The sequence below is a fragment of the Massilia paldalensis genome (genome assembly GCF_044901715.1).
Taxonomy (GTDB): Bacteria; Pseudomonadota; Gammaproteobacteria; order Burkholderiales; family Burkholderiaceae_D; genus Telluria; species Telluria paldalensis.
The window spans coordinates 1985803-2011019 of sequence record NZ_JBJCIU010000001.1; the positions used below are offsets into that span (position 1 = coordinate 1985803).

At 70.7% G+C, this 25217-nt stretch carries 21 protein-coding genes; 12 read left to right on the forward strand and 9 right to left on the reverse strand.

From position 1 onward, the window contains the following. Nucleotides 1-39 precede the first annotated feature (39 nt). The 3 genes from ACI1V7_RS08700 to ACI1V7_RS08710 all read left to right on the forward strand — a co-directional run bounded on the left by ACI1V7_RS08700 (nucleotide 40) and on the right by ACI1V7_RS08710 (nucleotide 4645). Entirely contained in the window at nucleotides 40-1902 is a 1863-nt protein-coding gene (locus tag ACI1V7_RS08700; protein WP_404531353.1) for an AI-2E family transporter, read from the forward strand. Nucleotides 1903-2021: 119 nt separating this feature from the next. Then, nucleotides 2022-4208: a protein kinase domain-containing protein gene (locus ACI1V7_RS08705; RefSeq protein WP_404531355.1), complete on the forward strand. Its 2187-nt coding sequence runs from the start codon at nucleotides 2022-2024 to the stop codon at nucleotides 4206-4208. Nucleotides 4209-4264: 56 nt separating this feature from the next. Beyond that, the gene (locus ACI1V7_RS08710; protein WP_404531356.1) at nucleotides 4265-4645 is read left to right on the forward strand and encodes a hypothetical protein; all 381 of its coding nucleotides are present in this window, start codon (nucleotides 4265-4267) and stop codon (nucleotides 4643-4645) included. On the opposite strand, the gene ACI1V7_RS08715 is transcribed toward ACI1V7_RS08710, so the two are convergent. Then, a complete protein-coding gene (locus ACI1V7_RS08715; RefSeq protein WP_404531357.1) occupies nucleotides 4634-6136 on the reverse strand; it encodes a sigma-54-dependent transcriptional regulator in 1503 nt (500 codons plus the stop codon). The two genes, ACI1V7_RS08710 and ACI1V7_RS08715, sit on opposite strands and share 12 nt — an antisense overlap. A gap of 194 nt (nucleotides 6137-6330) precedes the next feature. Here ACI1V7_RS08715 and ACI1V7_RS08720 point away from each other — a divergent pair, with 194 nt between their 5' ends. Next, entirely contained in the window at nucleotides 6331-7290 is a 960-nt protein-coding gene (locus ACI1V7_RS08720) for an AAA family ATPase (protein ID WP_404531358.1), read from the forward strand. Here the strand turns inward: ACI1V7_RS08720 and galK are convergent. From galK to ACI1V7_RS08735, 3 genes are all read right to left on the reverse strand, one after another. Continuing rightward, the gene (galK, locus tag ACI1V7_RS08725; protein ID WP_404531359.1) at nucleotides 7287-8477 is read right to left on the reverse strand and encodes a galactokinase; all 1191 of its coding nucleotides are present in this window, start codon (nucleotides 8475-8477) and stop codon (nucleotides 7287-7289) included. The two genes, ACI1V7_RS08720 and galK, sit on opposite strands and share 4 nt — an antisense overlap. Nucleotides 8478-8485: 8 nt before the next feature. Continuing rightward, a complete protein-coding gene (locus tag ACI1V7_RS08730; RefSeq protein ID WP_404531360.1) occupies nucleotides 8486-9538 on the reverse strand; it encodes a UDP-glucose--hexose-1-phosphate uridylyltransferase in 1053 nt (350 codons plus the stop codon). Nucleotides 9539-9764: 226 nt separating this feature from the next. Further along, nucleotides 9765-11162 carry an aminotransferase-like domain-containing protein gene (locus ACI1V7_RS08735; protein WP_404531361.1) on the reverse strand — a complete coding sequence of 466 codons (1398 nt, stop codon included), beginning with the start codon at nucleotides 11160-11162 and terminating at the stop codon, nucleotides 9765-9767. Between the two features lie 286 nt (nucleotides 11163-11448). Here ACI1V7_RS08735 and ACI1V7_RS08740 point away from each other — a divergent pair, with 286 nt between their 5' ends. From ACI1V7_RS08740 to ACI1V7_RS08775, 8 genes are all read left to right on the forward strand, one after another. Next, nucleotides 11449-12018, forward strand: coding sequence for an MSMEG_0567/Sll0786 family nitrogen starvation N-acetyltransferase (locus tag ACI1V7_RS08740; protein ID WP_404531362.1), 570 nt, complete (start codon nucleotides 11449-11451; stop codon nucleotides 12016-12018). Then, the gene (locus tag ACI1V7_RS08745; protein ID WP_404531363.1) at nucleotides 12015-13328 is read left to right on the forward strand and encodes an MSMEG_0569 family flavin-dependent oxidoreductase; all 1314 of its coding nucleotides are present in this window, start codon (nucleotides 12015-12017) and stop codon (nucleotides 13326-13328) included. Before ACI1V7_RS08740 ends, ACI1V7_RS08745 begins: the two co-directional genes overlap by 4 nt. Nucleotides 13329-13628: 300 nt before the next feature. Further along, nucleotides 13629-14111, forward strand: a complete 483-nt coding sequence (locus ACI1V7_RS08750) for an MSMEG_0572/Sll0783 family nitrogen starvation response protein (protein ID WP_290414066.1) — start codon at nucleotides 13629-13631, stop codon at nucleotides 14109-14111. Nucleotides 14112-14126: 15 nt separating this feature from the next. Further along, entirely contained in the window at nucleotides 14127-15158 is a 1032-nt protein-coding gene (locus ACI1V7_RS08755; protein ID WP_404531364.1) for a Nit6803 family nitrilase, read from the forward strand. Continuing rightward, nucleotides 15155-16285: an MSMEG_0568 family radical SAM protein gene (locus ACI1V7_RS08760; protein ID WP_404531365.1), complete on the forward strand. Its 1131-nt coding sequence runs from the start codon at nucleotides 15155-15157 to the stop codon at nucleotides 16283-16285. The genes ACI1V7_RS08755 and ACI1V7_RS08760 overlap by 4 nt, the downstream gene beginning before the upstream one ends. Beyond that, nucleotides 16282-17274, forward strand: a complete 993-nt coding sequence (locus tag ACI1V7_RS08765; RefSeq protein WP_404531366.1) for a sll0787 family AIR synthase-like protein — start codon at nucleotides 16282-16284, stop codon at nucleotides 17272-17274. The genes ACI1V7_RS08760 and ACI1V7_RS08765 overlap by 4 nt, the downstream gene beginning before the upstream one ends. Nucleotide 17275: 1 nt before the next feature. Then, nucleotides 17276-18457 carry an MSMEG_0565 family glycosyltransferase gene (locus ACI1V7_RS08770; RefSeq protein WP_404531367.1) on the forward strand — a complete coding sequence of 394 codons (1182 nt, stop codon included), beginning with the start codon at nucleotides 17276-17278 and terminating at the stop codon, nucleotides 18455-18457. Next, nucleotides 18450-18728, forward strand: a complete 279-nt coding sequence (locus tag ACI1V7_RS08775) for an MSMEG_0570 family nitrogen starvation response protein (RefSeq protein ID WP_404531368.1) — start codon at nucleotides 18450-18452, stop codon at nucleotides 18726-18728. The genes ACI1V7_RS08770 and ACI1V7_RS08775 overlap by 8 nt, the downstream gene beginning before the upstream one ends. Nucleotides 18729-18743: 15 nt before the next feature. On the opposite strand, the gene lldD is transcribed toward ACI1V7_RS08775, so the two are convergent. The 5 genes from lldD to ACI1V7_RS08800 all read right to left on the reverse strand — a co-directional run bounded on the left by lldD (nucleotide 18744) and on the right by ACI1V7_RS08800 (nucleotide 25188). Continuing rightward, on the reverse strand, nucleotides 18744-19889 hold the full coding sequence (gene lldD, locus ACI1V7_RS08780) for an FMN-dependent L-lactate dehydrogenase LldD (protein ID WP_404531369.1): 1146 nt from the start codon (nucleotides 19887-19889) through the stop codon (nucleotides 18744-18746). A 130-nt stretch (nucleotides 19890-20019) separates the two neighbouring features. Further along, nucleotides 20020-21456, reverse strand: coding sequence for an MFS transporter (locus tag ACI1V7_RS08785; protein WP_404531370.1), 1437 nt, complete (start codon nucleotides 21454-21456; stop codon nucleotides 20020-20022). 7 nt (nucleotides 21457-21463) lie between these two features. Further along, on the reverse strand, nucleotides 21464-22681 hold the full coding sequence (locus ACI1V7_RS08790; RefSeq protein WP_404531371.1) for an efflux RND transporter periplasmic adaptor subunit: 1218 nt from the start codon (nucleotides 22679-22681) through the stop codon (nucleotides 21464-21466). Between the two features lie 12 nt (nucleotides 22682-22693). Beyond that, entirely contained in the window at nucleotides 22694-24148 is a 1455-nt protein-coding gene (locus tag ACI1V7_RS08795) for an efflux transporter outer membrane subunit (protein ID WP_404531372.1), read from the reverse strand. 185 nt (nucleotides 24149-24333) lie between these two features. After that, on the reverse strand, nucleotides 24334-25188 hold the full coding sequence (locus tag ACI1V7_RS08800; RefSeq protein WP_404531373.1) for a porin family protein: 855 nt from the start codon (nucleotides 25186-25188) through the stop codon (nucleotides 24334-24336). Nucleotides 25189-25217: the final 29 nt, after the last annotated feature.

Below are 25217 nucleotides of genomic sequence, written 5' to 3' on the forward strand. Positions count from 1 at the left end.
GCAGCGGCAGCGTCCCGCCATCCGCCCCGCACCCCGCGAATGCGCGATTCATCCTTATTCAAGTACCTCGGTTCCGGCGCGATCGTCACGGCCTGCTGCGTTCTCGGCCTGCTGTATTTCGGCCGCGACGTGATCCAGCCGCTCGCGCTCGCATCCATCCTGAGCCTCGTCATCGCGCCGCTGATCCGCAGCATGCGCCGGGTCGGGCTGTCGCACATGCCGGCCACGCTGCTGTCGGTGATCATCGTCGCGAGCTGCGTGATCGGCGTGGGCACCATCCTCGCCTTCCAGCTGGTGGCCGTGTCGCACGACCTGCCGAAGTACCGCGCCGCGATCCGCACCAAGGTGGCCGCCGTGCGCGAATTCGCGGAGCGTCCGTTCGCCCGCCTGGAGGCCGAGCTGACCGCCGTCTCGCCGCAGGAACGCGGCGCCGTCACGGCACGGCGCGGCATCACGACGGTCACCGTCAGCCCGACGCAGCCCCTGCCCGTCGAGATCCGCCAGCCGCGCCTCACGACCACGGACCAGATCCAGCGCCTGTTCTCCGTCGCCTGGGGACCGATCGGCGAAGCGGGCCTCGTGCTCGTGCTGCTGGTCTTCATCACGCTGGAGCACGAATCCCTGCGCGACCGCGTGATCCGCTTGGCCGGCCAGGCCGAGGTCGGTAGGACGATCCGTGCGCTGTCCGACGCCGCCCAGGGCGTGTCCCGCTTCTTCTTCTCGCAATTCGTCGTCAACCTGACGTTCGGCACGTTGATCGGATTGCTGCTGTGGCTGGCCGGCGTGCCGCATGCCGGCCTGTGGGGCGCCCTCAGCGCCATGCTGCGCTTCGTGCCCTACCTGGGCGTCATGGCCGCCGGCCTCATCATCGCCGTCTTCGTCGCCGCCATCGATCCGGGCTGGCAGCTGGCGATTTCCTGTATCGCCCTGTTCCTCGCGCTGGAACTGTTCGTCGCCAACGTCGTCGAACCCAAGGTGTACGGCCACAGCTCCGGCCTGTCGCCACTGGCGGTGATCATCTCCGCCGTGTTCTGGGGGGCGCTGTGGGGACCGATCGGCCTCTTGCTGTCGACGCCGCTGACGCTGTGCCTCGTCGTGGCGGGCCGCCACGTGCGCGGGCTCGAGCCCGTGACCATCCTGCTCGGCGACGCCCCCAGCGTAAGCGGCGCGCAGCGCCTGTACCAGCGCGTGCTGGCCGGCGACACGGAGACCATCCTGCGCGACGCCCGCGCCTACCTGCGCCGCGCCAGCTTTGCGCGCTACTGCGACCAGGTGCTGCTGCCGGGCCTGTCGACGGCCGCGGCCGACATCCGCAGCGGCCAGATCGACGACGTCCAGCTCGCCCGCATCCGCGCCACCATCGCCAACGTCGCGTTGCAGCTGACGCCGGACCTGCCCGCGACGCCGCGCAGCCTGCGCCGCCGCGACGTCTCGCTGCTGGACGCCAACCTCGGCGCCCACCTGCGCCAGATGCGCGAGGAACGGCAAGGCCGCTGGCAGGGCTCGCTCGACGTGCCGGCCCACTCCGTCGTCCTGTGCGCGGGCCTGGCCTCCGAACGCGACGGCATCCTGAGCGAGCTGCTCGTGCGTGCGCTGCGCGAGGCCGACATCGACGCCCGCAGCTTCACGCTGCTGGAAACGAAAGGCCCGGGGCCGGATTACGCCGAACTGATCTCGACGATCTTCCTCCCCTACCCGCTGGAAGAACACCTCGCCACCTGGCTGACGGCGGCGCTGGAACTGCGTGACAGCCTGCCGACCGTGCTGCTGGCCACGGTACGCCCGCCGTTCGACCGCTCGACCGTGCCGCAGTCGGCCATCGAGAACCATATCGACATCGTGCTGAGGTCGTTCGAGGAGGCGCTGGCGTTCGTGACGCCGGAGAAGCCGGCGCGGAGCTGAAGGCAGCGCTGCAGATTGCCAACAATGTCGCCACGGGGCGACTAAAAATTGCATTTCTGCATCCATTTTTAGTTGCTCCATTGCTATAATCAGAGACACTCTGTTCCGCATCCCATGGCATGGCTGTCTCCGACGACGTTCTTCCTCCCAGCTTGGTGCCCTCTGCCGGTTTTCCGGCCGCGCCGGCGCATTATGCGTTCCGTGGCCGGCTGGGCGAAGGGGGCCACGGCGAAGTCTACGAGGCGCTGGATACCAGGCTCGAACGCAGCGTCGCGATCAAGCGCGTGAAGCGCGAAGCCATCGCCGCGGGCGTGGACCTGATGCGGGAAGCACGGATGGCTGCCTCGCTGCATCATCCCGCATTCGTCAAGATCCATGCGATCGAAGAGACCGCCAACGGCCAGTTCATCGTCATGGAGCTGATTCGCGGCCGCACGCTGAAGCAGGTGCTGGTGGACGGCACACCGGCCCTGGCCGATGCCCTGGACTGGACGCGCCAGTTGTCCGAAGCGATGCAGGACGCGCATGCTTCCGGCCTCGTCCACGGCGACCTGAAGCCCTCGAACATCATGATCGAACCGGGCGGCACGGTACGCATCCTCGATTTCGGCCTGGCGCTGCGCGAGGACATGCTGGCGACGACCACGATCACGCAAACGGAACCGCAGGGAACGATCGCGTACATGGCGCCGGAGCGCCTGCTGGGCGCGCTACCGGATGCGCGTGGCGACATCTATTCGCTCGGCGCGATGCTCTACGAAATGGCCGCCGGCGGGCGGCCGTTCTCCCTGTTGAACGGCCTCGCACTGGCTGCGGCGCACGTACAGTCATCGTCGGATAGCTGGGACTATCCTAACCAGCTCGACACGGCCTTGATCGCACTGATCCGGGCGATGACGGCGCGTGTTCCCGAGCATCGCATCGCGACGATGGCCGAGGTCGCGAGCCGCATCGGCCAGAAGACCGTGCTGCCACGGGCCGCGCCGGCGCAATCCGCTCCATCGCGCGCTGCGGCATCGATGTCATTTGCCCGCGTGCCGCGCGCGGCCCGTATCGGCACCCTTGCCGTGTTGCTGGCACTGCTCTCCGGCACCGCCTGGTGGCAGTTCGGCCCTGGTAGCGGCGCGCTTCGGAGCGCGCTCACGCCTTACTCCGAAGCGCGGGAAATGCAGCAGGCGCTCGCCGCCCTGAAGCTAAGCGATCTCACGGGCGATCTCCAGGATGCAGAGGCGCACTTCAACCGTATCCTTTCACGCAGCCCGGACAACGCCGCGGCCGTGGCTGGCATCTCCCTCATCCACAGCCAGCGTTATGCGACGGACGACAAAGATGAAGTCTGGTTGCAGAAGGCGGACGCAGCCGCACAGCTAGCGCTCAAGCTCAATGATCAGCTGGCCTTGGCCCACGTCGCGCGAGGCGCCTTGCTCGACCGTCAGAACCGCTTCGCCTTGGCCGTGGAGGCCTACGACAGGGCATTGCGCCTGGATCCCGGAAATTATTTCGCGTGGCGCGGCAAGGTGGAGTCGCTGCGCAATGCGCGCCTGGACCCGCAGGCACTGTCCGCCATCGAGGAAGCCCTGCGGAAATTCCCTGCTGAAGCCATCTTCTATTCGGAACTGGGGACCCTGAAGACCGCGCAACAGGATTATGTCGCTGCCGAGCGCGCCTTCAGACGATGCATCGCATTGCAACCCGATGCCGTGTTCTCGTATGCGAACCTGAACGGCGTGCTGCTGATGCAGGACCGTCACGACGAGGCCTTGCGCGTGCTACAGGAGGGCCTGCAGATCCGTCCGAGCGCCCATTTGTACGCCAATCTGGGCAATGCATTATTCCTGCGCGGCGACTTCCTCGGCGCCGCGAAAGCGTTCGAACAGGCAGCCTCCCCGACGCACGGCTCGCCCGGCGATTATCTGAATTGGGCAAACCTGGCGGACACGCTCCTGTGGCTCCCCGGGCGGGAGCGCCAGGCAAAGCAAGCCTACGACAAGGCCCGCCGGCTGCTGGCCCCGAAGCTCGCCCGCGCACCCGACGATCCGGCGCTGGTATCGCGCATGGGGCTGTATTCGGTACGCGCAGGCTTGGCCGCCGAGGCGGGGCCGTACATCCGGCGTGCACTGGCATTGGCCCCCAACGATCCCATGGTCCAGTTTCGCGCAGGCATGGCCTACGAACTGCTCGGCGAGCGTCCGCTGGCACTGGCCGCGATCAATGAAGCCAGACGCCTGGGTTACCCGGCGAACTTCATCGACGCTGAGCCGGATCTCGCGGCATTGCGCCGGGACCGCGGATACCACACCGAATGACGGCATCCCACGACGGGCAGCAAGCCCACCTTCCTCCCTCACCAGCGAGAACAACCATGCAAGCTAGCTATACGCTCACCATCACCTACGACCTTGGCAAGGAACTGGCGACCTGGTCCTACGACAACGTGGACCGCGCAGAGTGCTGCGGGGCGCATCCGGGCGATTTCATCGATATCCTGTTCGACGGTCCGGGCGACGTCAGCCAGGCCGTCATGCTGTGCGGCCAGATGGGTGATGAAAAAATCTCGTCTCCGTTCGTCCAGGGCAACCAGATCGACGTCACCAGGACGCCGACCCTCCAGGTCGGCAAGAACCTTGGCCGCTGGGGGTTTTCGCTCGCATTCAGCACCCGCAATGCCGACGGCACGAGCTCCTTCTACTACCTGCCGGATCCGGAAGTGATCATTCGCAGCCGCCCCGGCTCAGACGACTGACCTCCTCACCTCCCTGCGCAAGGACTCCGTCGGCGTCCTGAGCGCGGACGCCGCGCGCGTCACGTCGTCCCCGTGGGCGGCCATGGCGCGCGCGATCTCCTCGGCCGGGATCTTCTCGGCCCAGCGGATCTCGCCGTGCGTGTCGAGCAGCTTGTACAGGCTCGGACGCGAAATCCCCAGCATGCGCGACGCCGCCTGGATGTTCCAGTCGCCGGCGACCATCGCCTCCAGCACGTCCTGGTCGGTCAACTGCGAAGGCTTGCGGCGCGGTCCCGGCGGCGCTGCGGATGCCGCCGGCGCCGCTTCGGCCACCAGCCGGGCGACGCTGCTCGGCGGGACGGGCGCCATGCGCACCAGTTGTTCCAGCTGCGGCGTGCCGCCGTTTTCGACCAGCAGCGCGATGCGCTTGAGCGTGTGGCCCAGCTGGCGGATGTTGCCGGGCCAGTCGTAGCAGGCGATCTCCGTCACCAGGCGCGCCGGCAGCGGCGGCAGCGGTCCCTGCCTGCCCAGCAGGTGCACGATCAGGACGCCGATGTCCTCGCGCCGCGCGCGCAGCGGCGGCAGCTGGATCGTGAATCCTTCCAGGCGGCGCAGCAGCGCATGGTTGAACGAGGCGCTGTCCAGGTCCTGGTCGGTGGCGGCGATCAGGCGCGCCGACGAATGCCGGTCCTGCGCCGCGCCCAGCGGACGGTAGTCGCCGCCTTCGAGCACGCGCAGCAGCATCGGTTGCACGCTCGGCGGCGCGTTGCCGATTTCGTCCATGAACAGCGTGGCGCCGTCGGCTTCCGCGAACAGGCCGTGGCGCTCGGCCTGCGCGCCCGTGTAGGCGCCCTTCACGGCGCCGAACAGGTCGGCCGCCGCCAGCGCTTCGTTCAGCGCCGCCATGTTCACGGCCACCAGGCGGTCGGCACTGCGCCGGCCCAGCGCATGGATGCCGCGCGCGGCGATCTCCTTGCCGGTGCCCGTCTCGCCCAGCAGCAGCACCGTCAGGTCGGTCGGCGCGACCATGCGGATCTGGTCGCGCAGCGCGATCGCCGCGCTGCCCACGCCCGCGAGGCCGGGAACCGGATTGTCCTTCGGCAGGCAGTTCATCCAGTGCAGGCACAGCACGACGGCGCGGCCCAGCGTGAGGATCTGGCCGGCGGCCACGGCATCGGCGTCGAGGCGCACGCTGCCTTCCACGGCCCGGCCGTTCAGGTCGACCGTCATGCGGCTTGCCGGCAGCGCGATCGTCACCTCGTCGTCGCGGCTGCGCGCGAAGCGCAGCGGCGCGCGCGAGATGGCGCCATGGCCCAGCGGCAGGCCGGCGCGCCCGGGATGGCCGAACTGCGGCGCGTAGCGGTTCAGCTCCAGCCTGCCGGCGTCGCCCACGTACTGCTCGCCTATGCGCTCGGGGTCGGGGTGCCAGACGATCGTGAGCGCGAGCAGCGGCCGTTCGGACACGCCGGGATCGGACAGCGGCGAAGTCAGCGTGAAATCGGAATCGTGCATGGTGGGCCGCGACGGAGTGTTGACATGTAAAAAAACGTGGCAATTTTACACGCTGCGGCGTCCGCCGGGTGCGGGCAGCCCGATTTCACGGGGCACACGGGCATGGCATGCGGCTTGCAATACCTGGCGTGCCGCCCCTGCCCCGCTGCACCCTGCCACACACGATCATGCACAAGCCCGAATCTTTCCCCACCATGCTGGCCCCAGACGTCCGTGTCACCCTCGACGTCCAGCGCCTGAACCTGCTGCGCCAGCGGCCCGCCGACGGCGCCGCGGCCGTCTCCGAGAAATTTCTGGACCGCCGCCGCTGCCTGACCCAGGCCGCATTGAAGCGCGCCGCGTCCGGCCGGCCCGTGCGCTTTCGCACGGTGCGCCACCTGGCGGCGTTCTACGGGATCGGTGTCGAAGCCCTGATCGCGCCGGCCACGCGCAGCACCCTGCCGGCGGCGACGGCCGGCGCGTTCGCGGTCGAGCGGCTGCAATGCGCGGCGCTGTGCGACGCCGTGCTGGCCACGGGCCAGGGGCGCCTGGCCGACGTACGGGGCGCGCCCGGCTCGGACAAGTCGGCGATGCTGGCCGAGTGCACGGAAGACGCACGCCAGCGCGGCTTTTCCGCAGTCGCCGTCAAGCTGGCGCGGACCGAGGCGCAGGCCTTGCACCCGCTGGCCCAGCTGGTGCGCGCGCTGCTGTACATCGGCCCCGGCGGGGATGGGTCCGACATGGCCGAACTGGTGCGCAGCCGCTGCCGCGCGCTCGACCTGGGCGCGCAACACGTCGACGCCTGCCTCGGCATGCTGTCTGCGCCCGCGACCTGGCCGCTGCCGGGCGCCCAGGCCGTGCAGGCCGCCACGCTCGTCGCGCTGATCCACCAGCGCGCCCGGCGCCAGCCGCTGGCACTCGTCGTCGACGATGTCCAGTGCGCCGACTGGAGCACGGCGGCCATGCTCGACACCGTGCTGCCCGCCACGCTGGACCTGCCGCTCGTCTGGATACTTGGATCGGAAGCGCAGCCCGGCTCCCGGGCCGACCCGCTCGGGGCGCGCCTGGAAGCGCTGCCGCGCACCACGTTCCACCTGGCCGGGGTGCCGGGTGCGCCCGCCGTTCCCTGCGCCGTCGGCGTGCCGCGCGAGCGCCGCGGGCGCAACATCAACTAGGCGTCGGCCGGCCCCGGCGACGCCTGCTGCGACACCACGCCCGCGCCGGCAGCCGCGCGGCAGACGTAGATCGTCGACTGCTCGCCGCCCGGGGCCCGGTAGTCGCGCAGCACGGTTTCCCGCACCGGCTCGACCAGGTCTTCCGGCACCACGGCGACGATGCAGCCGCCGAAGCCGCCGCCCGTCATGCGCACGCCGCCACGCTCCCCGACCACGCCCGCGACGATCTCGACCAGGCGGTCGACGGGCGGCACGGTGATCTCGAAGTCGTCGCGCATCGACGCATGCGACTCGGCCATCAGGCGGCCCATGCGCGCCAGGTCGCCGGCGGCCAGCGCCTCCGTAGCCTGCAGCACGCGCGCGTCCTCCGTCACCACGTGGCGGGCGCGCTTGAACGTCACCTCGTCCAGGCCGGCGCCGCGCTCGGCGAGCATGGCGGGATCGACGTCGCGCAGCGCCGGCACGCCGAAGTGGCGCGCGGCCGCCTCGCACTGCTGGCGGCGGGTGTTGTATTCGCTGTCGACCAGGCCGCGCTTGACGTGCGAGTGCAGGATCATGATCGCGGCGCCGGCGGGAATCTCGACCGGACGGGTTTCCAGCGAACGGCAGTCGATCAGCAGCGCGTGCCCCTCGACGCCGCAGGCCGAGATGATCTGGTCCATGTTGCCGCACTGGGTGCCGACGAAGTCGTTCTCCGAATGCTGGGCCGCGAGCGCCGTCTCGATGGGCGTCAGCGCATCCATGCCCGGCAGCGTGGCGAACAGGCGGCCGACGGCCACCGTCAGCGAGGCCGACGACGACAGGCCGGCCCCCTGCGGCACGTCGCCCGCGATGGCCATGTCCATGCCGGACAGCGGCAGTCCGCGGCGCTGCAGTTCGCGCACGACGCCGCGCACGTAGTTGGCCCACATGGCGTCGTCGCGCCGTTCGATCGGGGCGTCGAGCGCGTACTCGTCGATCGCGCCGCCGTAGTCGGCGGCCGCCACGCGCACGATGCGGTCGGCGCGCGGACGGGCCGCGATCACGGTGCGGTAGTCGATGGCGCACGGCAGCACGAAGCCGCCGTTGTAGTCGGTATGCTCGCCGATCAGGTTGACCCGGCCCGGCGCCTGCACGACCAGCGCCGGGGCGGCGCCGAACGCGGATTCGAATGCGGCACGGGTACGGGAAATCAGGGTTTCGCTCATGGCTGGCTTCAAGGTTGCGTCGGGTTCGAAGGATGGAGGTAGTGCACGTCCGGCAGCGCGCGCAGGCGCTCGGCCGCCTGTTCGGCGGTCAGGTCGCGCTGGGCCTCGGCCAGCATCTCGAAGCCGACCATGAATTTGCGCACGGTGGCCGAGCGCAGCAGCGGCGGATAGAAGTGCGCATGCAGCTGCCAGGGCGTGCCGTCGCTGCCGTCGTACGGGGCGCCGTGCCAGCCCATCGAATACGGGAACGAGGTCTGGAACAGGTTGTCGTACTTGATCGTCAGGAGTTTCAGGGCCTGCGCCAGGTCGGCGCGCTGTTCCTGCGTCAGCTCCTCCAGGCGGCGCACGGCGAAGCGCGGCAGCAGCAGCGTCTCGAACGGCCAGGCGGCCCAGTAGGGGACGACGGCCAGCCAGTGCGCCGTCTGCACCACCACGCGCTCGCCGGCCGCCGCTTCGCGCTCGGCATAGTCGAGCAGCATCGGGCGGCCCTGCTCGGCGAAATAGGCGCGCTGGTTGCGGTCCTCGGCGGCGGGCAGGTTCGGCACGAAGCTCGACGCCCAGATCTGGCCGTGCGGGTGCGGGTTCGAGCAGCCCATCACGGTGCCCTTGTTCTCGAACACCTGCACCCAGCGGTAGCGCTGCCCCAGCTCCTGCGCCTGGTCGCACCAGGTGTCCACCACCTGTTCGATCGCGGGCAGTTCCAGTTCCGGCAGCGTCTTGCCGTGGTCCGGCGAGAAGCAGATCACGCGGCTGGTGCCGCGCGCGCTCTCGGCCTGGAACAGCGGATCGGCGGGCGGCGGCGCGTCCGGGGTGTCCGGCAGCAGCGCCGCGAAGTCGTTCTCGAATACGTAGGTGCCCTTGTAGTCCGGGTTGTGCACGCCGTTCACGCGCGTATTGCCGGCGCACAGGTAGCAGGTCGGATCGTGCGCGGGGCGCGGGCTGTCGTCGACCTTTTCCTGCTGGCCCTGCCAGGGACGCTTGGCGCGATGGGGCGATACCAGCACGTACTCGCCCGTCAGGGGGTTGAAGCGCCGATGCGGGTGGTCTGATGGGTTGAACATGTGTCTCCTTGATCTCTTGCGAATGGACCGGCGGCTGCGCCCGCGGGTGCGGCGGGCACATCCGAGGTCGCCATATTACACAGGTGGCGCGACGGCTGGCGGCCACGCCGGCGCGCCAGATGCGACGACGTTACCGCTGGCCTGCAGCCTTTCCACCCGCGTCGGCGCCTGGCGCCAAAAAAAATATTGCTCACGATCATGATCGTCCGAGCACGTTTCAGCCTATTTATACCCCATGTGCGGCGACCGGCGGCGCATGGCGCAGCGCGTTGCCCATCAGCTCCAGCGCGTGCTGGACTTCGTAGCGGTCGGCGGTGCCGCCCAGGCAGACCCGTACCGCATCGGGCCCCGCGCCCTGGCCCACGGTGAACGCGTCGCTCGTGACGACGGTGACGCCGGCCGCCGCCATGGCGGCGGCGAACTCGCGCCGGTCCCAGGGCGCGGGCAGGCGCAGCCACAGGTGGAAGCCCTCGGGCGCGGCATCGTAGCTGCCCGCCGGCAGCGCCCTGGCCGCGATCTTCAGGCGCACGGCGGATTCCTTGCGGATCGCGCCCAGCAGCAGGTCCGCCGTGCCGTCACGGATCCAGCGCGTGGCCAGCGCCGCCGTGATGGGCGAGACCATCATCGTCGTCGCCCGGATCGACGCGGTCAGCCGTGCCGCCTGCGGCGCGTCCGGCGCCACCAGGAACGCCACGCGCAGGCCGGCGCCCACGCACTTGGCCAGGCCCGCGATATAGAAGGTGATGTCGGGGCCGATGCTGGCCATGGGCGGCGGTCCGGAGCGCGGCAGGAAGCCGTAGGCATCGTCCTCGATGATCGCCACCCCGTGAAAGCGCGCCACCTCGACCAGCGCGCGCCTGCGCTCGGCCGAGATCACGCAGGTCGTGGGGTTCAGCAGCGTCGGGTTGCAGTACAGTGCCTTGGGCGCGTACTGGGCGCAGGCGGCGGCGAAGGCGACGGCGTCGATGCCCTGGCCGTCCATCGGCAGCCCGACAAGCTTCAGGCCCAGCTGTCCCGCCAGCGCGCGCAGGCCCGGATAGGTCAGCTCCTCGCAGCAGATGACGGACCCGGGCGGCGCCAGCGCGGCCAGCACCGCCAGCAGCGCGCACTGGGCGCCGGCCGTGACCAGCATGCGCTCGGGCGGCACCACCAGGCCGCGCCGGCGCAGCCACAGCACGCCGGCCGCGCGATCCTCGGTCGAGCCGCAGAAGTCCTGGTAGCGCATCAGGTCGCGCAGCCGCGTGCCGACCTGGGCAAACCCCTCCTGCATCAGTTGCGCCAGCTCCGGCGCGTCCGGTTCGGGCGGCATGTTCATCGACAGGTCGATGCTGGGCCGGCCCTCGACGGCGCGCGGGATCGCCGGACGACGCCGGCCGCACACGAAGGTCCCGCGGCCCACGGTGGAATCGACCAGGCCGCGGCGCTGCGCCTCGACGTAGGCACGGGCCACCGTCGTGAAGTCGATGCCGAGCAGCGCGGCCAGCTTGCGCTGCGGCGGCAGGCGCTGTTCGGGCAGCAGGCGTCCCGTCGTGATGTCGTCCGCGATCGCGCCGGCGATCTGCTGGTACACCGGGGTCGACCCCTTCTTCAGCTTGGGAATCCAGCCTTCGTGCTTCTTGCTCATGCAGCGCTCCGGGTCGTATCGATACGTTGTAGTGCACGGAATGCACCGCCGTGATGCGTGCAGTGCGGATGACGAATGGCGATTGACTGCAGCGATTGACTGGAGGCCGCAGCGCGGCCCGAAAACCGCAGCACGCCCCTGGATCGATGCAAGGGGCGTGCCAGTGCCGGATGCGCCGCTCCCCGCCGATTGACCGCAAGCGCCTCCATACAAATGGCGGTGCGCGGCCCATTGATTGGCACGTCCCATGCATTCAATCCCGGCATGTGCACCGAGGAGTACCGCCATGATGAGTGACTTGCCGCTGGCCTTCCTGCCCAGCGAATTCCGCGTCAAGTGGGTGACGCTGCCCTGGGAAGCGACGCAGGCGCATGCGCTGCGCCGCGCCGTGTTCTGCGAGGAACAGGGCATTTTCGCGGGCGACGACCGCGACGCCGTCGACGAGCGCGCCCAGCTGCTCGTCGCCCTGTCCTGCGTGGCCGGCCTGCCGGACCAGGTGGTGGGTACGGTGCGTATCCATGCGGAGGAGGACGCGGGCGACGGCCTGTGGTTCGGCTCGCGCCTGGCGGTGGACCCGGCCTGGCGCAAGCACGCGCGCCTGGGCGTCACCCTGATCCGCCTGGCCGTGTGCAGTGCCCACGCGCTGGGCTGCCGCACCTTCCGCGCCCACGTCCAGAGCCAGAACGTGCCCCTGTTCGAGCGCCTCGACTGGCACGTGCTGCATGCCGAATCCCTGCTGGGCCGCCCGCATCACCTGATGCAGGCCAACCTCGCCAGCTATCCGCCCTGCCGCGACCCGCAAGCCGGCTTCAGCGGCCTCGCCAACCCATCCAAACGCCAAGGAGAACCGCAATGAGCACCGCCGCCCCCCTGTCCGCCACGCCCGCCGCGCCCGCGCCGCTGAAGCCGCACTACGACGTCGTCATCGTCGGCGGCGGCCAGGCGGGCCTGTCGATGAGCTGGTACCTGCAGCAGGCCGGTATCGAGCACATCGTGTTCGAGAAGCATGCGCAGGTGCACGCCTGGCGCACGCAGCGCTGGGATGCGTTCTCGCTCGTCACCCCCAACTGGCAGTGCCAGCTGCCCGGTCACCCGTACGACGGCGACGATCCGCACGGCTTCATGAAGAAGGACGAGATCGTCGCCTACCTGGCGCGCTTCGTCGCCAAGGTGGCCGCCCCCGTGCGCGAAGGCGTCGAGGTGCGCCGGGTCGTGCCGCTGGCCGATGGCCGGTTTTCCGTGCTGACGTCGCTCGGCGCGACCACGGCGCGCCAGGTCGTCGTGGCGTCGGGCTGCTACCAGGACCCGATCGTCCCCGACTATGCCGATGCGATCCCGGCCGGGGTCGCGCAGATCCATTCGGCCGACTACCGCAATCCGCAAGCGCTGCCGGACGGCGCGGTGCTCGTCGTCGGTTCCGGCCAGTCCGGCGCCCAGATCGCGGAAGACCTGCACCTGGCCGGCCGCCGCGTCCACCTGGCGACGGGGAACGCGCCCCGCTGCGCGCGCTTCTACCGCGGCCGCGACGTCGTCGACTGGCTGGCCGACATGGGCTACTACGAGAAATCGGTGCTCGAACACCCGCTGCGCGAGGGCGTGCGCGACAACACGAACCACTACGTGACGGGCCGCGACGGCGGCCGCGACATCGACCTGCGCGCCTTCGCGCGCGAGGGCATGCAGCTGTACGGGGCGCTCACGGGCATCGAGGACGGACGGCTGGCGTTCGCGCCGGACCTGCAGGCCAACCTGGACGCCGCCGACAAGGTCTACAACGGCATCAATGCCGCCATCGACAAGCACATCGACGAGCGCGGCATCGACGCGCCGCCGCCCTCGGTGTACGCGCCCGTGTGGCGGCCGGATGCGGAGCGTACCAGCCTGGACCTCGCGGCTGAGGGGATCGGCGCCATCGTCTGGTGCATCGGCCTGCGCCCGGACTTCGGCTGGATCGACGCGCCCGTGTTCGACGGCCGCGGCCATCCCGTGCACCTGCGCGGCGTCAGCGAGCAGCCGGGCCTGTATTTCCTGGGCCTGCCATGGCTGCACACCTGGGGCTCGGGCCGCTTTTCCGGCGTGGCGCGCGATGCGCAGCATCTCGCCGGGCACATCGCGACGGCACTGGCGGGCACGCGGCACGCCACGCCGGCGCTGGCGAGCGCGTGAGGCGCGGCGCGCTGCACGGCGACGGTGCAGCGACGGTGCACAGTGGCCGTGCGCGCACCGTCGCCACGCACCGCGCCAATGCGGGCAGCGGCAGCGCCCCGCCGCCGCGCCGCCGCGGATTGAATGGATGACTTGTATGCAGCAGCAGAAACCGGCCGACGCTTTCCCTTGCGGGACGGCCCCCTTGAATGGACGACGATCCATTCAATCCCGCGGCAGCCATGCATTGACTGGCACGCGGCATGCAATCAATCAGGATGCAGTACCGATGTTTTCCAACCACCCAACAGGAGCACGACCATGCCAGCAGTGAACCAACCCTTGCACAAGAAAGGCGACTTTTTCGTGGACTACGAAGAGAAGGTGTTCGAGGATGTCAAGGCCCGGCCCGGCGAGAAGGCGCTGGTGACGTTCCACACGGTCGCGTTCGAAGGTTCGATCGGCTTCGTCAACCTGCTGCAGGCCACCCGGCTGCAACGCAAGGGCTACGAGACCTCCGTGCTGCTGTATGGCCCCGGCGTGCAGCTGGGCGTGCAGCGCGGCTTCCCGACGATCGGCGACGACGCTTTCCCCGGCCACCAGAACTACGGCAACCAGATCATGAAGTTCATGGCCGAAGGCGGCAAGGTGTATGCGTGCCGCTTCGCGCTGCAGGCGCTGTACGGCCACGGCGAGTCCTCGCTGATCGAAGGCATCCGCCCGATCAGCCCCCTCGACGTGCTGGACATCAAGCTGCTGCACATCCGCGACAACGCGGTGATCATCGACACCTGGACCATGTGAGACCGGAGGGCGGCCATGAATGCAAGGAAGAACGTGGTACGGGCGGCGGCGGTGCAGATCGCGCCGGACCTGGAGAGCAGCGACGGCACCGTGGCGAAGGTGTGCGAAGCGATCGCCGACGCCGCGGCGCGCGGCGCCGAGCTGGTGGTATTCCCGGAGACCTTCGTCCCCTACTATCCCTACTTTTCGTTCATCCGCCCGCCGTTCCAGCAGGGTCCGGAGCACCTGCTGCTGTACGAGCGCGCCGTCGTCGTGCCGGGTCCCGTGACGGACGCCGTCGCGGCCGCCGCGCGCAGCCAGGGCGTCGTGGTCGTCCTCGGGGTCAACGAGCGCGACCACGGGTCGCTGTACAACACCCAGCTCGTGTTCGACGCCGACGGCACGCTGATCCTGAAGCGCCGCAAGATCACCCCCACCTACCACGAGCGCATGGTCTGGGGCCAGGGCGACGGCAGCGGCCTGCGCGTCGTCGATTCGGCCGTCGGCCGCATCGGCGCCCTCGCCTGCTGGGAGCACTACAATCCGCTGGCGCGCTATGCGCTGATGGCCCAGCACGAGGAAATCCACTGCGCCCAGTTTCCCGGATCGATGGTCGGCCAGATCTTCGCCGACCAGATGGAAGCGACGATCCGCCACCATGCGCTGGAATCGGGCTGCTTCGTCGTCAACGCCACCGGCTGGCTCGACGACGCGCAGATCCAGTCCATCACGCCGGACGGCGCCGTCCAGAACGCCCTGCGCGGCGGCTGCTGCACGGCCATCGTCAGCCCCGAAGGCAAGCTGCTGGCCGAGCCCCTGAGGAGCGGCGAAGGCATCGTCGTCGCCGACCTCGACATGTCGCTGATCACCAAGCGCAAGCGCATGATGGACTCGGTGGGCCACTACGCGCGCCCCGAACTCCTCAGCCTCGCCATCGATGCGCGCGCGGCGGCGCCGATGCATCCGCTGCGCGAGCAGAGCGCAGAGGCCCGCACCGAACCCGCCTCGGCAGAACGCCAATCCCTGCAAAGCCAACCCGCACAACGCCAAACCGTGGAGCAGCCATGAACGCCCCCCTCGATCTCGCCCTGCAACCCGCCACGAACAGCCAGCTGATCGCCGAGCTGCAGTCCGTGGGCCTGCGCCTGGCCGACCCCGGCGCCGGCGCGCCCAGCCGCCGCGGCGGCGCCGGCCCCACCGACCACAAGGCCGTCACCATCGACGGGCACACCGTCATGATCCCCGTGCACACGGCCGGCTCCTGGAGCTCGCCCTACGTCGCCCAGGCGCCGCAGGCCGACGGCACCAGCCGCATCGTGCGCGACGGCGTCGAGCTGGCCGTCGTCTCCTTCCCGCGCCAGCCCAGGTTCTACAAGCTCCAGACCGCGGACGGCATCCCGTATGCCAAGATCGCCACGCTGCATGGCGCCGACGTGCTGGCGACGACCGTGCTGCAGACCTGCATCCGCTACGAAAGCCGGCGCAAGACCTGCCAGTTCTGCGCCATCGGCCAATCGCTCGCCGCCGGCCGCACCATCGCGCGCAAGACCCCGCAGCAGCTGGCCGAGGTGGCGCGCGCCGCCGTGGAGCTGGACGGCGTCAAGCACATGGTCATGACGACGGGCACCCCGAACGCCACCGACCGCGGCGCGCAGATCCTGTGCGAGAGCGCCGCAGGGGTCAAAGCGGCGGTCGACCTGCCGATCCAGGGCCAGTGCGAACCGCCCGACGACGACGCCTGGTTCACGCGCATGCGCGATGCCGGCATCGATTCGCTCGGGATGCACCTGGAAGCCGTCACCCCGGAGGTGCGCGCACGCATCATGCCCGGCAAGGCCGGCGTGCCCCTGGAACGCTACTTCGATGCCTTCGAGGCCGCCGTCGCCGTGTTCGGCCGCGGCCAGGTCAGCACCTACATCCTCGCGGGCCTGGGCGACACCCGGCAAGCGATCCTGGACACATCACGGCGCCTGGTCGAGATGGGCGTCTACCCGTTCGTCGTACCCTTCGTCCCCGTCACGGGCACGCCGCTGGAAGACCATCCGGCGCCCGACGCCGCCTTCATGCGCGGCGTGCTCGAACCGCTGGCCGGCATGCTGGCCGCAGGCGGCATGCGCTCGGGCGAGATCAAGGCCGGCTGCGGGCGCTGCGGCGCCTGCTCCACGCTGTCGACCTACGAGAAGCGGCCCGCATGAACGCGCCTTGCCCGAACCTCCTGCTGGAGCCGGCCGACACCCTCGCGCGCTTCCTGCGCGACAGCCGCGGCTTCGCCCACAAGCGCGACATCGACGGCGTGCTGCCCATGCTGGCCGGCGGCGCGCCCAGCGCCGTCCTCGTGGGCGACGACTGCGCGGCGATTCCCGACGGCGACGGCTGGCTGCTGTTCGCCATCGAAGGCTTCCTCAACGAATTCGTCGAACGCGAGCCCTGGTTCGCCGGCTACTGCGGCGTGATGGTCAACGTCAGCGACATCTATGCGATGGGCGGCCGGCCCACGGCCGTCGTCGACGCCCTGTGGAGCCGGGGGGGCGCGGCCGCGGCGCCCGTGCTGGAAGGCCTGGCCGCGGCCTCGCGCGTGTACGGCGTGCCCATCGTGGGCGGCCACAGCAACCGCCGCAGCGACCGCGAGCAGCTCTCGGTGGCCATCGTGGGACGTGCGAGCAAGCTGCTGACCAGCTTCGATGCGCGGCCTGGCGACCACCTGGTGGCGGCCATCGACCTGCGCGGCCGCTTCCAGGAGCCCTACGCGTACTGGAACGCCAGCACCGAAGCGCCTCCTGAGCGCCTGCGCGCGGACCTGGAGATCCTGCCCGGCCTGGCCGAGGACGGCCTGTGCGCGGCCGGCAAGGACATCAGCATGGCTGGCGTCGTGGGTACGGCGCTGATGCTGCTGGAATGCTCCGGCGTGGGCGCCGAGATCGAACCGGCGCGCGTGCCGCGGCCGAGCGGCGTGCCGCTGGAACGGTGGCTCACCGCCTTTCCCAGCTACGGCTTCCTGTTCGGCGTCGCCGATGCGCACCTGGCGGCGGTGCAGGAGCGCTTCGCGGCGCGCGGCATCGCCTGCGCGCCGTTCGGGCGCGTCACGGCCGGGACCCGCGTCACGCTGCACCACGAAGGCGCCAGCGCGCTGCTGTGGGACTTCGCCGAACAAGGCTTCATCGGCTGCGCGGCGCCGGGAGCCTGACGTGGACGCGGCGCTGCGCATCGCCCTGCTGACCCACTCGACGAATCCGCGCGGCGGGGTCGTGCACGCCATCGAGCTGGGCGACGCGCTGCACGCGCTGGGCCAGCTGGCGACGGTGCTGGCGCCCGATCCGCACGGGCGCGGCCTGTTCCGCGAGCCGCGCTGCGGCTGGACGGGCGTGCCGGCGCATGCGGTGAACGGGAGCCTCGTCGCGCGCGTGCGCCAGGCCATCGACGACTACGTGGCCTGGTTCGAGCGGGCCGATACGCCGCGCTTCGACATCTACCATGCGCAGGATTCGATCAGCGCCAACGCGCTCGCCGTGCTGCGGACGCGCGGCGTCATCCCGGGCTTCGTGCGCACCGTGCACCACCTCGACGACTTCGACGATCCGCAACTGGCGGCCTGGCAGGAACGCGGCTACCGCGACGCCGACCGCGTGCTGTGCGTGAGCCGCCTGTGGCACGAGACGCTCGCGCGCGAACACGGCATCGCGGCCTTGCAGGTAGCGAACGGCGTCGACCTCGCGCGCTGGACGCCAACGCCGAACGAGCGCGATCCGGCCCTGCGCCTGGCGCTTGGCCTGGGCCCGGGACCCGTCGTGCTGGCCGTCGGCGGCGTCGAGCCGCGCAAGAACACGCTGCGCATCCTGCAGGCATTCCTGCTGTTGCGTGCCCGCCTGCCGCATGCCCAGCTCGTGATCGCGGGCGGCGCCAGCCTGCTCGACCACGGCGCCTATGTCGAGGAATTCGAGGCGCAAGCCGCCGCGGCGGGCCTGGCGCGCGGACCGGGCCGGGCCCTGCAGGTGCTGGGCCGGGTCGACGACATGGACATGCCGGCCCTGCTGCGCTGCGCCGACGTACTCGCTTTCCCCTCGCTGCGCGAAGGCTTCGGCCTCGTCGTGCTGGAGGCGATGGCGAGCGGCACGCCGGTCGTCGTCCCCCGCATCGCACCCTTCACCGACTACCTCCCGGCGGACGCCTGCGCCTGGGCCGAACCGGGCGATCCGGCGTCGATCGCCGCCGCACTCCTCGCGGCCTGCGATCCGTCCACGGCAGCACGGCTGCGCGCGCGCGGCGCCGCCGTCTGCGCCGAGCACGGCTGGCACCGTTCGGCCGTGCGCCACCTGGCGATCTATCGTGCCTTCCTCGCAACCCCATCCCATGGAGCACCCCATGCCTGAAATGCGCTTTACCGTCCGCTGGCCGGACGGCACCGTCGACGACTGCTACTCGCCCTCGCTGGTCATCAAGGATTACCTCGCGGTGGGCGGCAGCTACGCCGTCGACGACTTCGTGCGGCGCAGCCGCGACGCCTTGCACATCGCCAGCGAACGGGTGCGGGCAAAGTATGGCTTCGCCTGTTCCTCGGCGCTGGACCAGCTGGCCAGGATCGAACGGAAGGCGGAGCGTTTCGAAGGAGGCCAGGTCGGCGTCGAGCGTTTCGCCGAATGACGCTCGGCGCCACGATCAGTCGGATGGACGCGCGGCGAGAATCTCCGGCCCGATCTCGCGCACGGACTTCACGCCCGTCAGCACCATGCTGGTCCGGATATCCTTCTCGAAGATGTCCAGCATATTGCGTACGCCCGCCCCGCCGGCGACGGCCAGCGCATAGATGAAGGCACGGCCCAGCAGCACGCCGTCGGCCCCCAGCGCCAGCATGCGCACCACGTCCAGGCCCGTGCGCACGCCGCCGTCGGCGAAGATCGTCATGTCGCCCTTGATGGCGGCGGCGATGGCCGGCAGCGCCCTGGCCGTCGACAGCGCGCCGTCGAGCTGGCGTCCGCCATGGTTCGATACGACGATGCCATCCGCGCCGAAGGCCCTGGCGTCGCGCGCATCGTCGGCATCGAGGATCCCCTTGATGACCATCGGGCCTTCCCACTCGTCGCGGATCCACTGCAGGTCGGCCCAGTCGATGCCGGGATCGAAATTGGCCCCCAGCCAGCCGATGTAGTCGGCCAGGCCCGTCGGGTTGCCGCGGTAGGCCGAGATATTGCCCAGGTCGTGCGGGCGGCCCAGCAGGCCCACGTCCAGCGCCCAGCGCGGGTGCAGCATGGCCTGCACGACGCGCCGCAGCGGACCGTTCCTGCCGCTCATGCCGGAATGGGCGTCGCGGTAGCGCGCGCCGGGCACCGGCATGTCGACGGTGAACACGAGCGTCCGGATGCCCAGCGCGCGGGCGCGCTGCAGGTAGTCGCGCATGAAGCCGCGGTCCTTGAGCACGTACAGCTGGCACCAGATCGGCTGGTCGCAGCGGCCGGCCACCTCCTTCAGCGCGCACACCGACACGGTCGACTGGATGAAGGGAATGCCACGCTCGGCCGCCACGCGCGCCGCCTGCACCTCGCCGCGCCGCGCATACATGCCGGCCAGGCCGATCGGCGCCAGGGCCACCGGCAGCCGGTGCGGGGTGCCGAACCACTCGGTCGACAGGTCGAGCTGCTCGGAGCCCTTCAGGACGCGCTGGCGCAGCGCCACCCGCTGCAGGTCGTCGACGTTCGCGCGCAGCGTCGTCTCGGTACCGGCGCCGCCGTCGAGGTAGTGGAAAAGGAAGGGCGGCAGCTTGCGGCGTGCCGCCTCGCGGTAGTCGGTGGCGGAAGAAATGATCATGGCGTGGCGCGGCGTCTCGCTTGGCGTCGTTATCGTATGGACGGCGCTGCGGCCGTCCCTGGTGTCCCCGCACCTATTCTGCGCAAACATCGCCGCTTCGGCAAGGCCGCGACGCGCACCCGCCGCCGATTCAGTCGAAGCGGCGCTGGACGGCCAGCAGGACGGCGCCAGCGACGCCCGTCGCGGCCAGCAGCAGGAACACGTCGAGGCCGGCCAGCAGGCTGCCCTGCTCCAGCAGCACGGCGCCGCCGACGGACGCGCGCTCGGCCAGGCGCGCGCCGTGCAGCGCGCCGCGGTCCTGCAGCAGCACGCCCGCGCAGCCCGCCCCCAGCGCCGTGCCGACCTGGCCCAGCATGTTCTTGAGCTGCTGGGCGTTGGAGAACAGGACGTTGTCGCGCTGGAAGTCCGTGAACGAGTGCAGCGCCGTCGTCGCCATCGCGAGGATGACGAAGGTGCCGAACAGCCCGATCCACGGCGCCACGCTGCGCCAGGGCTGCGCGGCCGGATCGAGATGGGCGAAGTGCCAGCCGAACGCCGCCAGCGACAGGAAGCCGGTGACGTAGAACTTGGTCGCGTGCGGATGCTTGCGCACGACCAGCAGCATGCCCGCGAACACAGGAATGGCCAGCCCCATCCCGGCCGCCTGCAGCTCGCCCGCCTGTTGCAGCGGAATGCCCAGCACGCGCTGCACCAGCTGCGGCAGGACCGTGTTGAAGATGCCCAGCAGCGTGTAGCAGCTGGCGAAGATCAGGAGGCCGGTGCGGTAGCGCGGGCTGCCCAGCATCTCGAGGCGCAGGAACGGCGCCGTGCGGCGCCGGTGGCCCGTGTAGAACAGCGCGGCCAGCAGCAGGCCGCCGCCGACGAGCGCCAGCGCCTCGGCGCGTTCCCGGTGCCAGTCGTAGACGAGGTGCTGCAGTCCGTACAGCAGCAGGAAGGCGGCGCAGCCCAGCGCCAGGCTGTCGCCCGCGTCGAAGCGGCTGGGCGACACGTCGAGCGTGTCGGCCCCTTCCGGCAGCCAGCGCCACGCCAGCGCGCCGCCCAGCAGCGCCAGCATCGCGAGCAGCAGGAAGATGCCGCTCCATGCCTCGATCCCGACCAGGGTGCCCGCCACGAGCGAGGCCAGTGCCAGCCCGCCGGACAGCGCGCCGCCGAACGACGCGATGCCGATGATGCGCGCCGGCGACGGCGGAATGAAGTTCACCATCATCCGTGCCGCGGTCATGAAGACGCCGCCGCCCGCCGCCATCAGCACGCGCCCGCCCGCGAACCCGAACAGCGAGGTGCTGGCGGCGCACGTCCACGCCCCCACCGCCGACACCAGGGCCGCCCCCAGCATGTAGTCGCGCCAGCCGAAACGCTGGATGCAGGCCGTCATCTGCGAGATCGCGACGACGGCGACGGCAGCGTACAGCGCCGTCGCCAGCGCGTACTCCTCGGGCCCGGCGCCGATGTATCCCATCGTCGCGGAAGCGGAGAACACGACCATCCCCGATTGCAGGAACTCGATGAAGTTGAACACGAAGATCGTGGCCAGCAGTGCCGGCCGCGGGATCGCTTGCGCGCGCATGGCCGGCTCAGCGCGCGGCCACGGCGCGCGGCTGCGGCTTGCCGAGGGCGCGCGCGATGATCGCCTCGGCGCCCGCATCCTCGCCCGCGAACACGGCCGTCGCATACTCCTTGCGCTGCACGCCCGCCTGCAGCAGGGCCGGCCCGCTGCGGTCGCGCGTATCGACCTCCACCCGCATCGACAGGCCCAGGCGCAGCGGATGGCTGCGCAACTCGTCCGGGTCCAGCGCGATCCGCACGGGCACCCGCTGGACCACCTTGATCCAGTTCCCGGTGGCGTTCTGGGCCGGCACGGCGGCGAAGGCGCTGCCCGTCCCGGCTTCCTGGCCGACCACGCGTCCGTGGAACACCACCTCGCTGCCGTAGACGTCGGCCGTCATGGTCGCCGGCTGGCCGATGCGCACGCCGGCCAGCTGGTTTTCCTTGAGGTTGGCCGTGACCCACATCTGGTCCAGCGGCACGATCGCCATCAGCGGGGTGCCCTGGCCGACGCGCTGCCCGATCTGGACGTTGCGGCGCGCCACGATGCCGCCTACGGGGGCGGCCAGCGCGGTGCGCGCCAGCGCCACGGCGGCGTCGCGCACCTGGGCGATCGCCGCCGCCACCTCGGGATGGTCCTCGACCGTCGTCCCGTCGACGAGCACCCTCGCCGCCTGCTCCTGCTGGCGCGCGGCCGCGAGCGCGGCGCGGGCGGCCGCCGTGGCGTCGTTCGCGTGGCGCAGGTCTTCGCCCGACACGGCGCCGCTGTCGACGAGGCCATGGCGGCGCCCCACGTCGCTCTCGGCGCGGGCCAGGTCGCTCGCGCGCAGCGCCACGGTGGCGCGCCACTGCTCCACGTTGGCGAACTGGGCGCGCACCTGGCGCGCCGTCTTCGACAACCCCGCCTCCGCGCGTTCCAGCGCCAGACGGGCGTCGAGCGGGTTCAGTTGCACGAGCGGGTCGCCAGCGCGTACGTAGTCGGTATCGTCGGCGCCAATGCGCACCACGGTGCCGGCCACCTGCGGCGTGACCTGCACCAGGTTGCCCTCGACGTAGGCATCCTCGGTCGACTCGGCGTGCGGCTGCCAGTGCAGCAGGCCGGGCGCGGACAGGGCAACGCCGACCACGACGAGCGGCAGCGCCGCCTTCAGTGCCAGGCCCGCGTAGCGCCGCGCACGCCCCGGCGCTGGCGCTGGAGGGGAATCGGCGGGTGCGGGTGCGGGTCCTTGTTGCGGCTTCGGTTCCATCGTGCTCCTCGATTACGGTGCGCCGGCGGCGGCCGGCGCGGGATCGGGCGCGCCGTAGCCGCCGCCCAGGGCGCGCACCAGGTTCAGGTCCAGTTCATTGGCGCGGGCGGCCAGGTCGGTGCGGTTGCGCCGCTCGGCGATCACCTGCGCGTCGGCCACCAGCACCTGCAGGAAGTTGCCCAGGCCCGCGCGATAGCGCGCATCGGCCAGCTGCCACGCCTGCTCGGCCGCAGCCAGCGCTTCGTCCTGCTCGCGCATGCGCGCTTCCAGCCAGTGCAAGGACGTCAGTTGCGCGACCACGTCGCGCAGCGCCTCGATGACGGCGCCGTTGTACTGCTGTACGGCCAGGTCGTAGTCCGCCGCGCGCCCCTGCAGGTTGCCGCGCAGGCGGCCGCTGTCGAACAGGGGCAGCGTGACGAGCGGGCCGGCCGCGAGCGAGCGGCTGCTGCCTTCCAACAGGCGGTCGAAGCCGAGGCTCTGCACGCCGACCAGCGCGCTCAGGTTCACGCTCGGGTAGAACTGCGCCCTGGCGACGTCGATGTCGCCGCTGGCCGCCTCCACGCGCCAGCGCAGTGCCACCAGGTCGGGCCGGCGTCCCAGCAGCGACGCCGGCAGGTCCGCCGGCACGCCGGGCACGCGCTGCAGGACGATGCGCGGACGGTCCAGCACCAGGCCCGCGTCCGGGCCCTGCGCGGCGAGCGCCGCCAGCTGGCCGCGCGTGAGCGCGATGGCCTCGTCGAGGGCGGCCAGCTGGCCGCGCGCCTGCGGCACAGCGATCTCCGCCTGCTTCAGGTCGGCACGCGCGTCCAGCTGGGCGGCGACGCGCTGCGCGACCAGGTCGCGCGTCTGCTCGCGCTGGCGCAGCGCCCGTTCGGCCAGGTCGCGCTGGGCGTAGAGCTGGTCCAGGCGCAGGTAGGCCTGCACGACGGCGACCGACAGCGCCAGCGTGGCCGACTGCGCCTCGGCCGCCTGGGCATTCACCCGGCCGGCGGCGGCGCGCACGGCGGACTTGTTCTTGTCCCAGAAATCGACCTCGTAGCCCAGGCCCACGCTGGCGTCGTTGAACCAGCGCCAGGAACCGGCCAGCGGCTTCGGGATATTGCTGTTGGCGCTGAAATGCTGGCGGCTGCTGCGCGCCGCGAGGTTCGCCTGCGGGCCCAGCGCGGACTCGGCCACGCCCTCGAGCGCGGCGGCCTGGCGCACGCGGGCCAGGGCCGCCGCCACCGTCGGGCTGTCGGCGCGGGCCTGCTCGACCAGCCGGTCCAGTTGCGGGTCGCCATAGGCACGCCACCAGTCCTGGCCGGGCCAGGCGGCGGCCGGCAGGCGCGTGTCGCCGATCGCGCCGGCGACCGGCAGCGCCGCCGTGTCGGCCAGCGCGGCGCGAGGCGTTTGCGGGCCCATGCCCGCGCAGCCGCCCAACAGGGCGGCCACGACGAGCATGGAAAGGGAGTGTTCGGACCTGCGCATGTTCTGCCTCGACGGTGGATACGGCCGAAGCGGGAGTGCGACAGGGGCGCGGTCGCGTCGGCAACCGGGATTACAGCAGATGGAGGGGTAGCGCGCATCTGCCGTATGGCGGGTGCGCAGCAAGGAGACAGGATTTAGAACACAGGAGAAAAACCGCTCCCGGCATGGGGCCGGGAGCGCGCGCTTCAGAAGCGCACTTTGAGGTAGGCCGACGGACCTTTCAGGCGCACGTCGACGCTGGCGTCGTGCTCGGAATCGTGGTTCAGCGAGATCTTCTGGATGCCGTAGTCGAGCGCCAGGCCCACGTTCTTGGCCGGGAACCACTCGGCGCCGATCGAGCCGCCGTAGATATGGCCGTTGACGTTGCCGCCGTTCTTCTTGATGCCCGACGCTTCCGCGTACATGCGCCACTCGGGCGAGAACGCGTGGCGCCACGCGACTTCGACCAGCGGCGCGAACGCGCTTTCGCTCTCGTCGCCGCGGAAGTCCACGGTTTGCGCCGGCACGCCGGTGGCGCTGGCGGTCACGGTGCCGTTGCCCTTGATGGCGGCGCGGTAGTAGGCAGCGCCCAGGCCCACGCCGAACACGTCGTTGCCCTTGCCCATCCAGAATTTATACGCGAGCTTGGCCAGGTCCAGTTCCAGCTTGGCGTCCGCACGGGCGGTGGCCGAGACGTTCTGGCCGTTGACCACGGTGCTGCCGGCGAATTCCGGCGAATACGATTTGTGGTAGCGGAAGTAGTCGAACGACAGGCCGTGCGAGTCGCCGATCAGCAGGTCGGCCTTCACGCGCGGCAGCGTGGTGTGGCCGTCTTCGCCTTCGGGCGTGCGCACGCGGCCATAGTCGGTGTCGCCCTCGGCGCGCACCTTCGGCTCGACATAGAAGCCGCCGGCGGACACGCTGATGCGGTCCAGGGCCGGCGAAGCCTGGGCGGCGGCCGAGCCGCTGGCCAGGCTCAGGGCGGCCGAAGCGATGGCCAGGGCCACGGGAAGGATGCGGAAGGTGGGGGAAACGGATGGGGTACCGCTGGTGCGCGTCATGATTGATCAGCCTCTAGGTTAAGTCGACA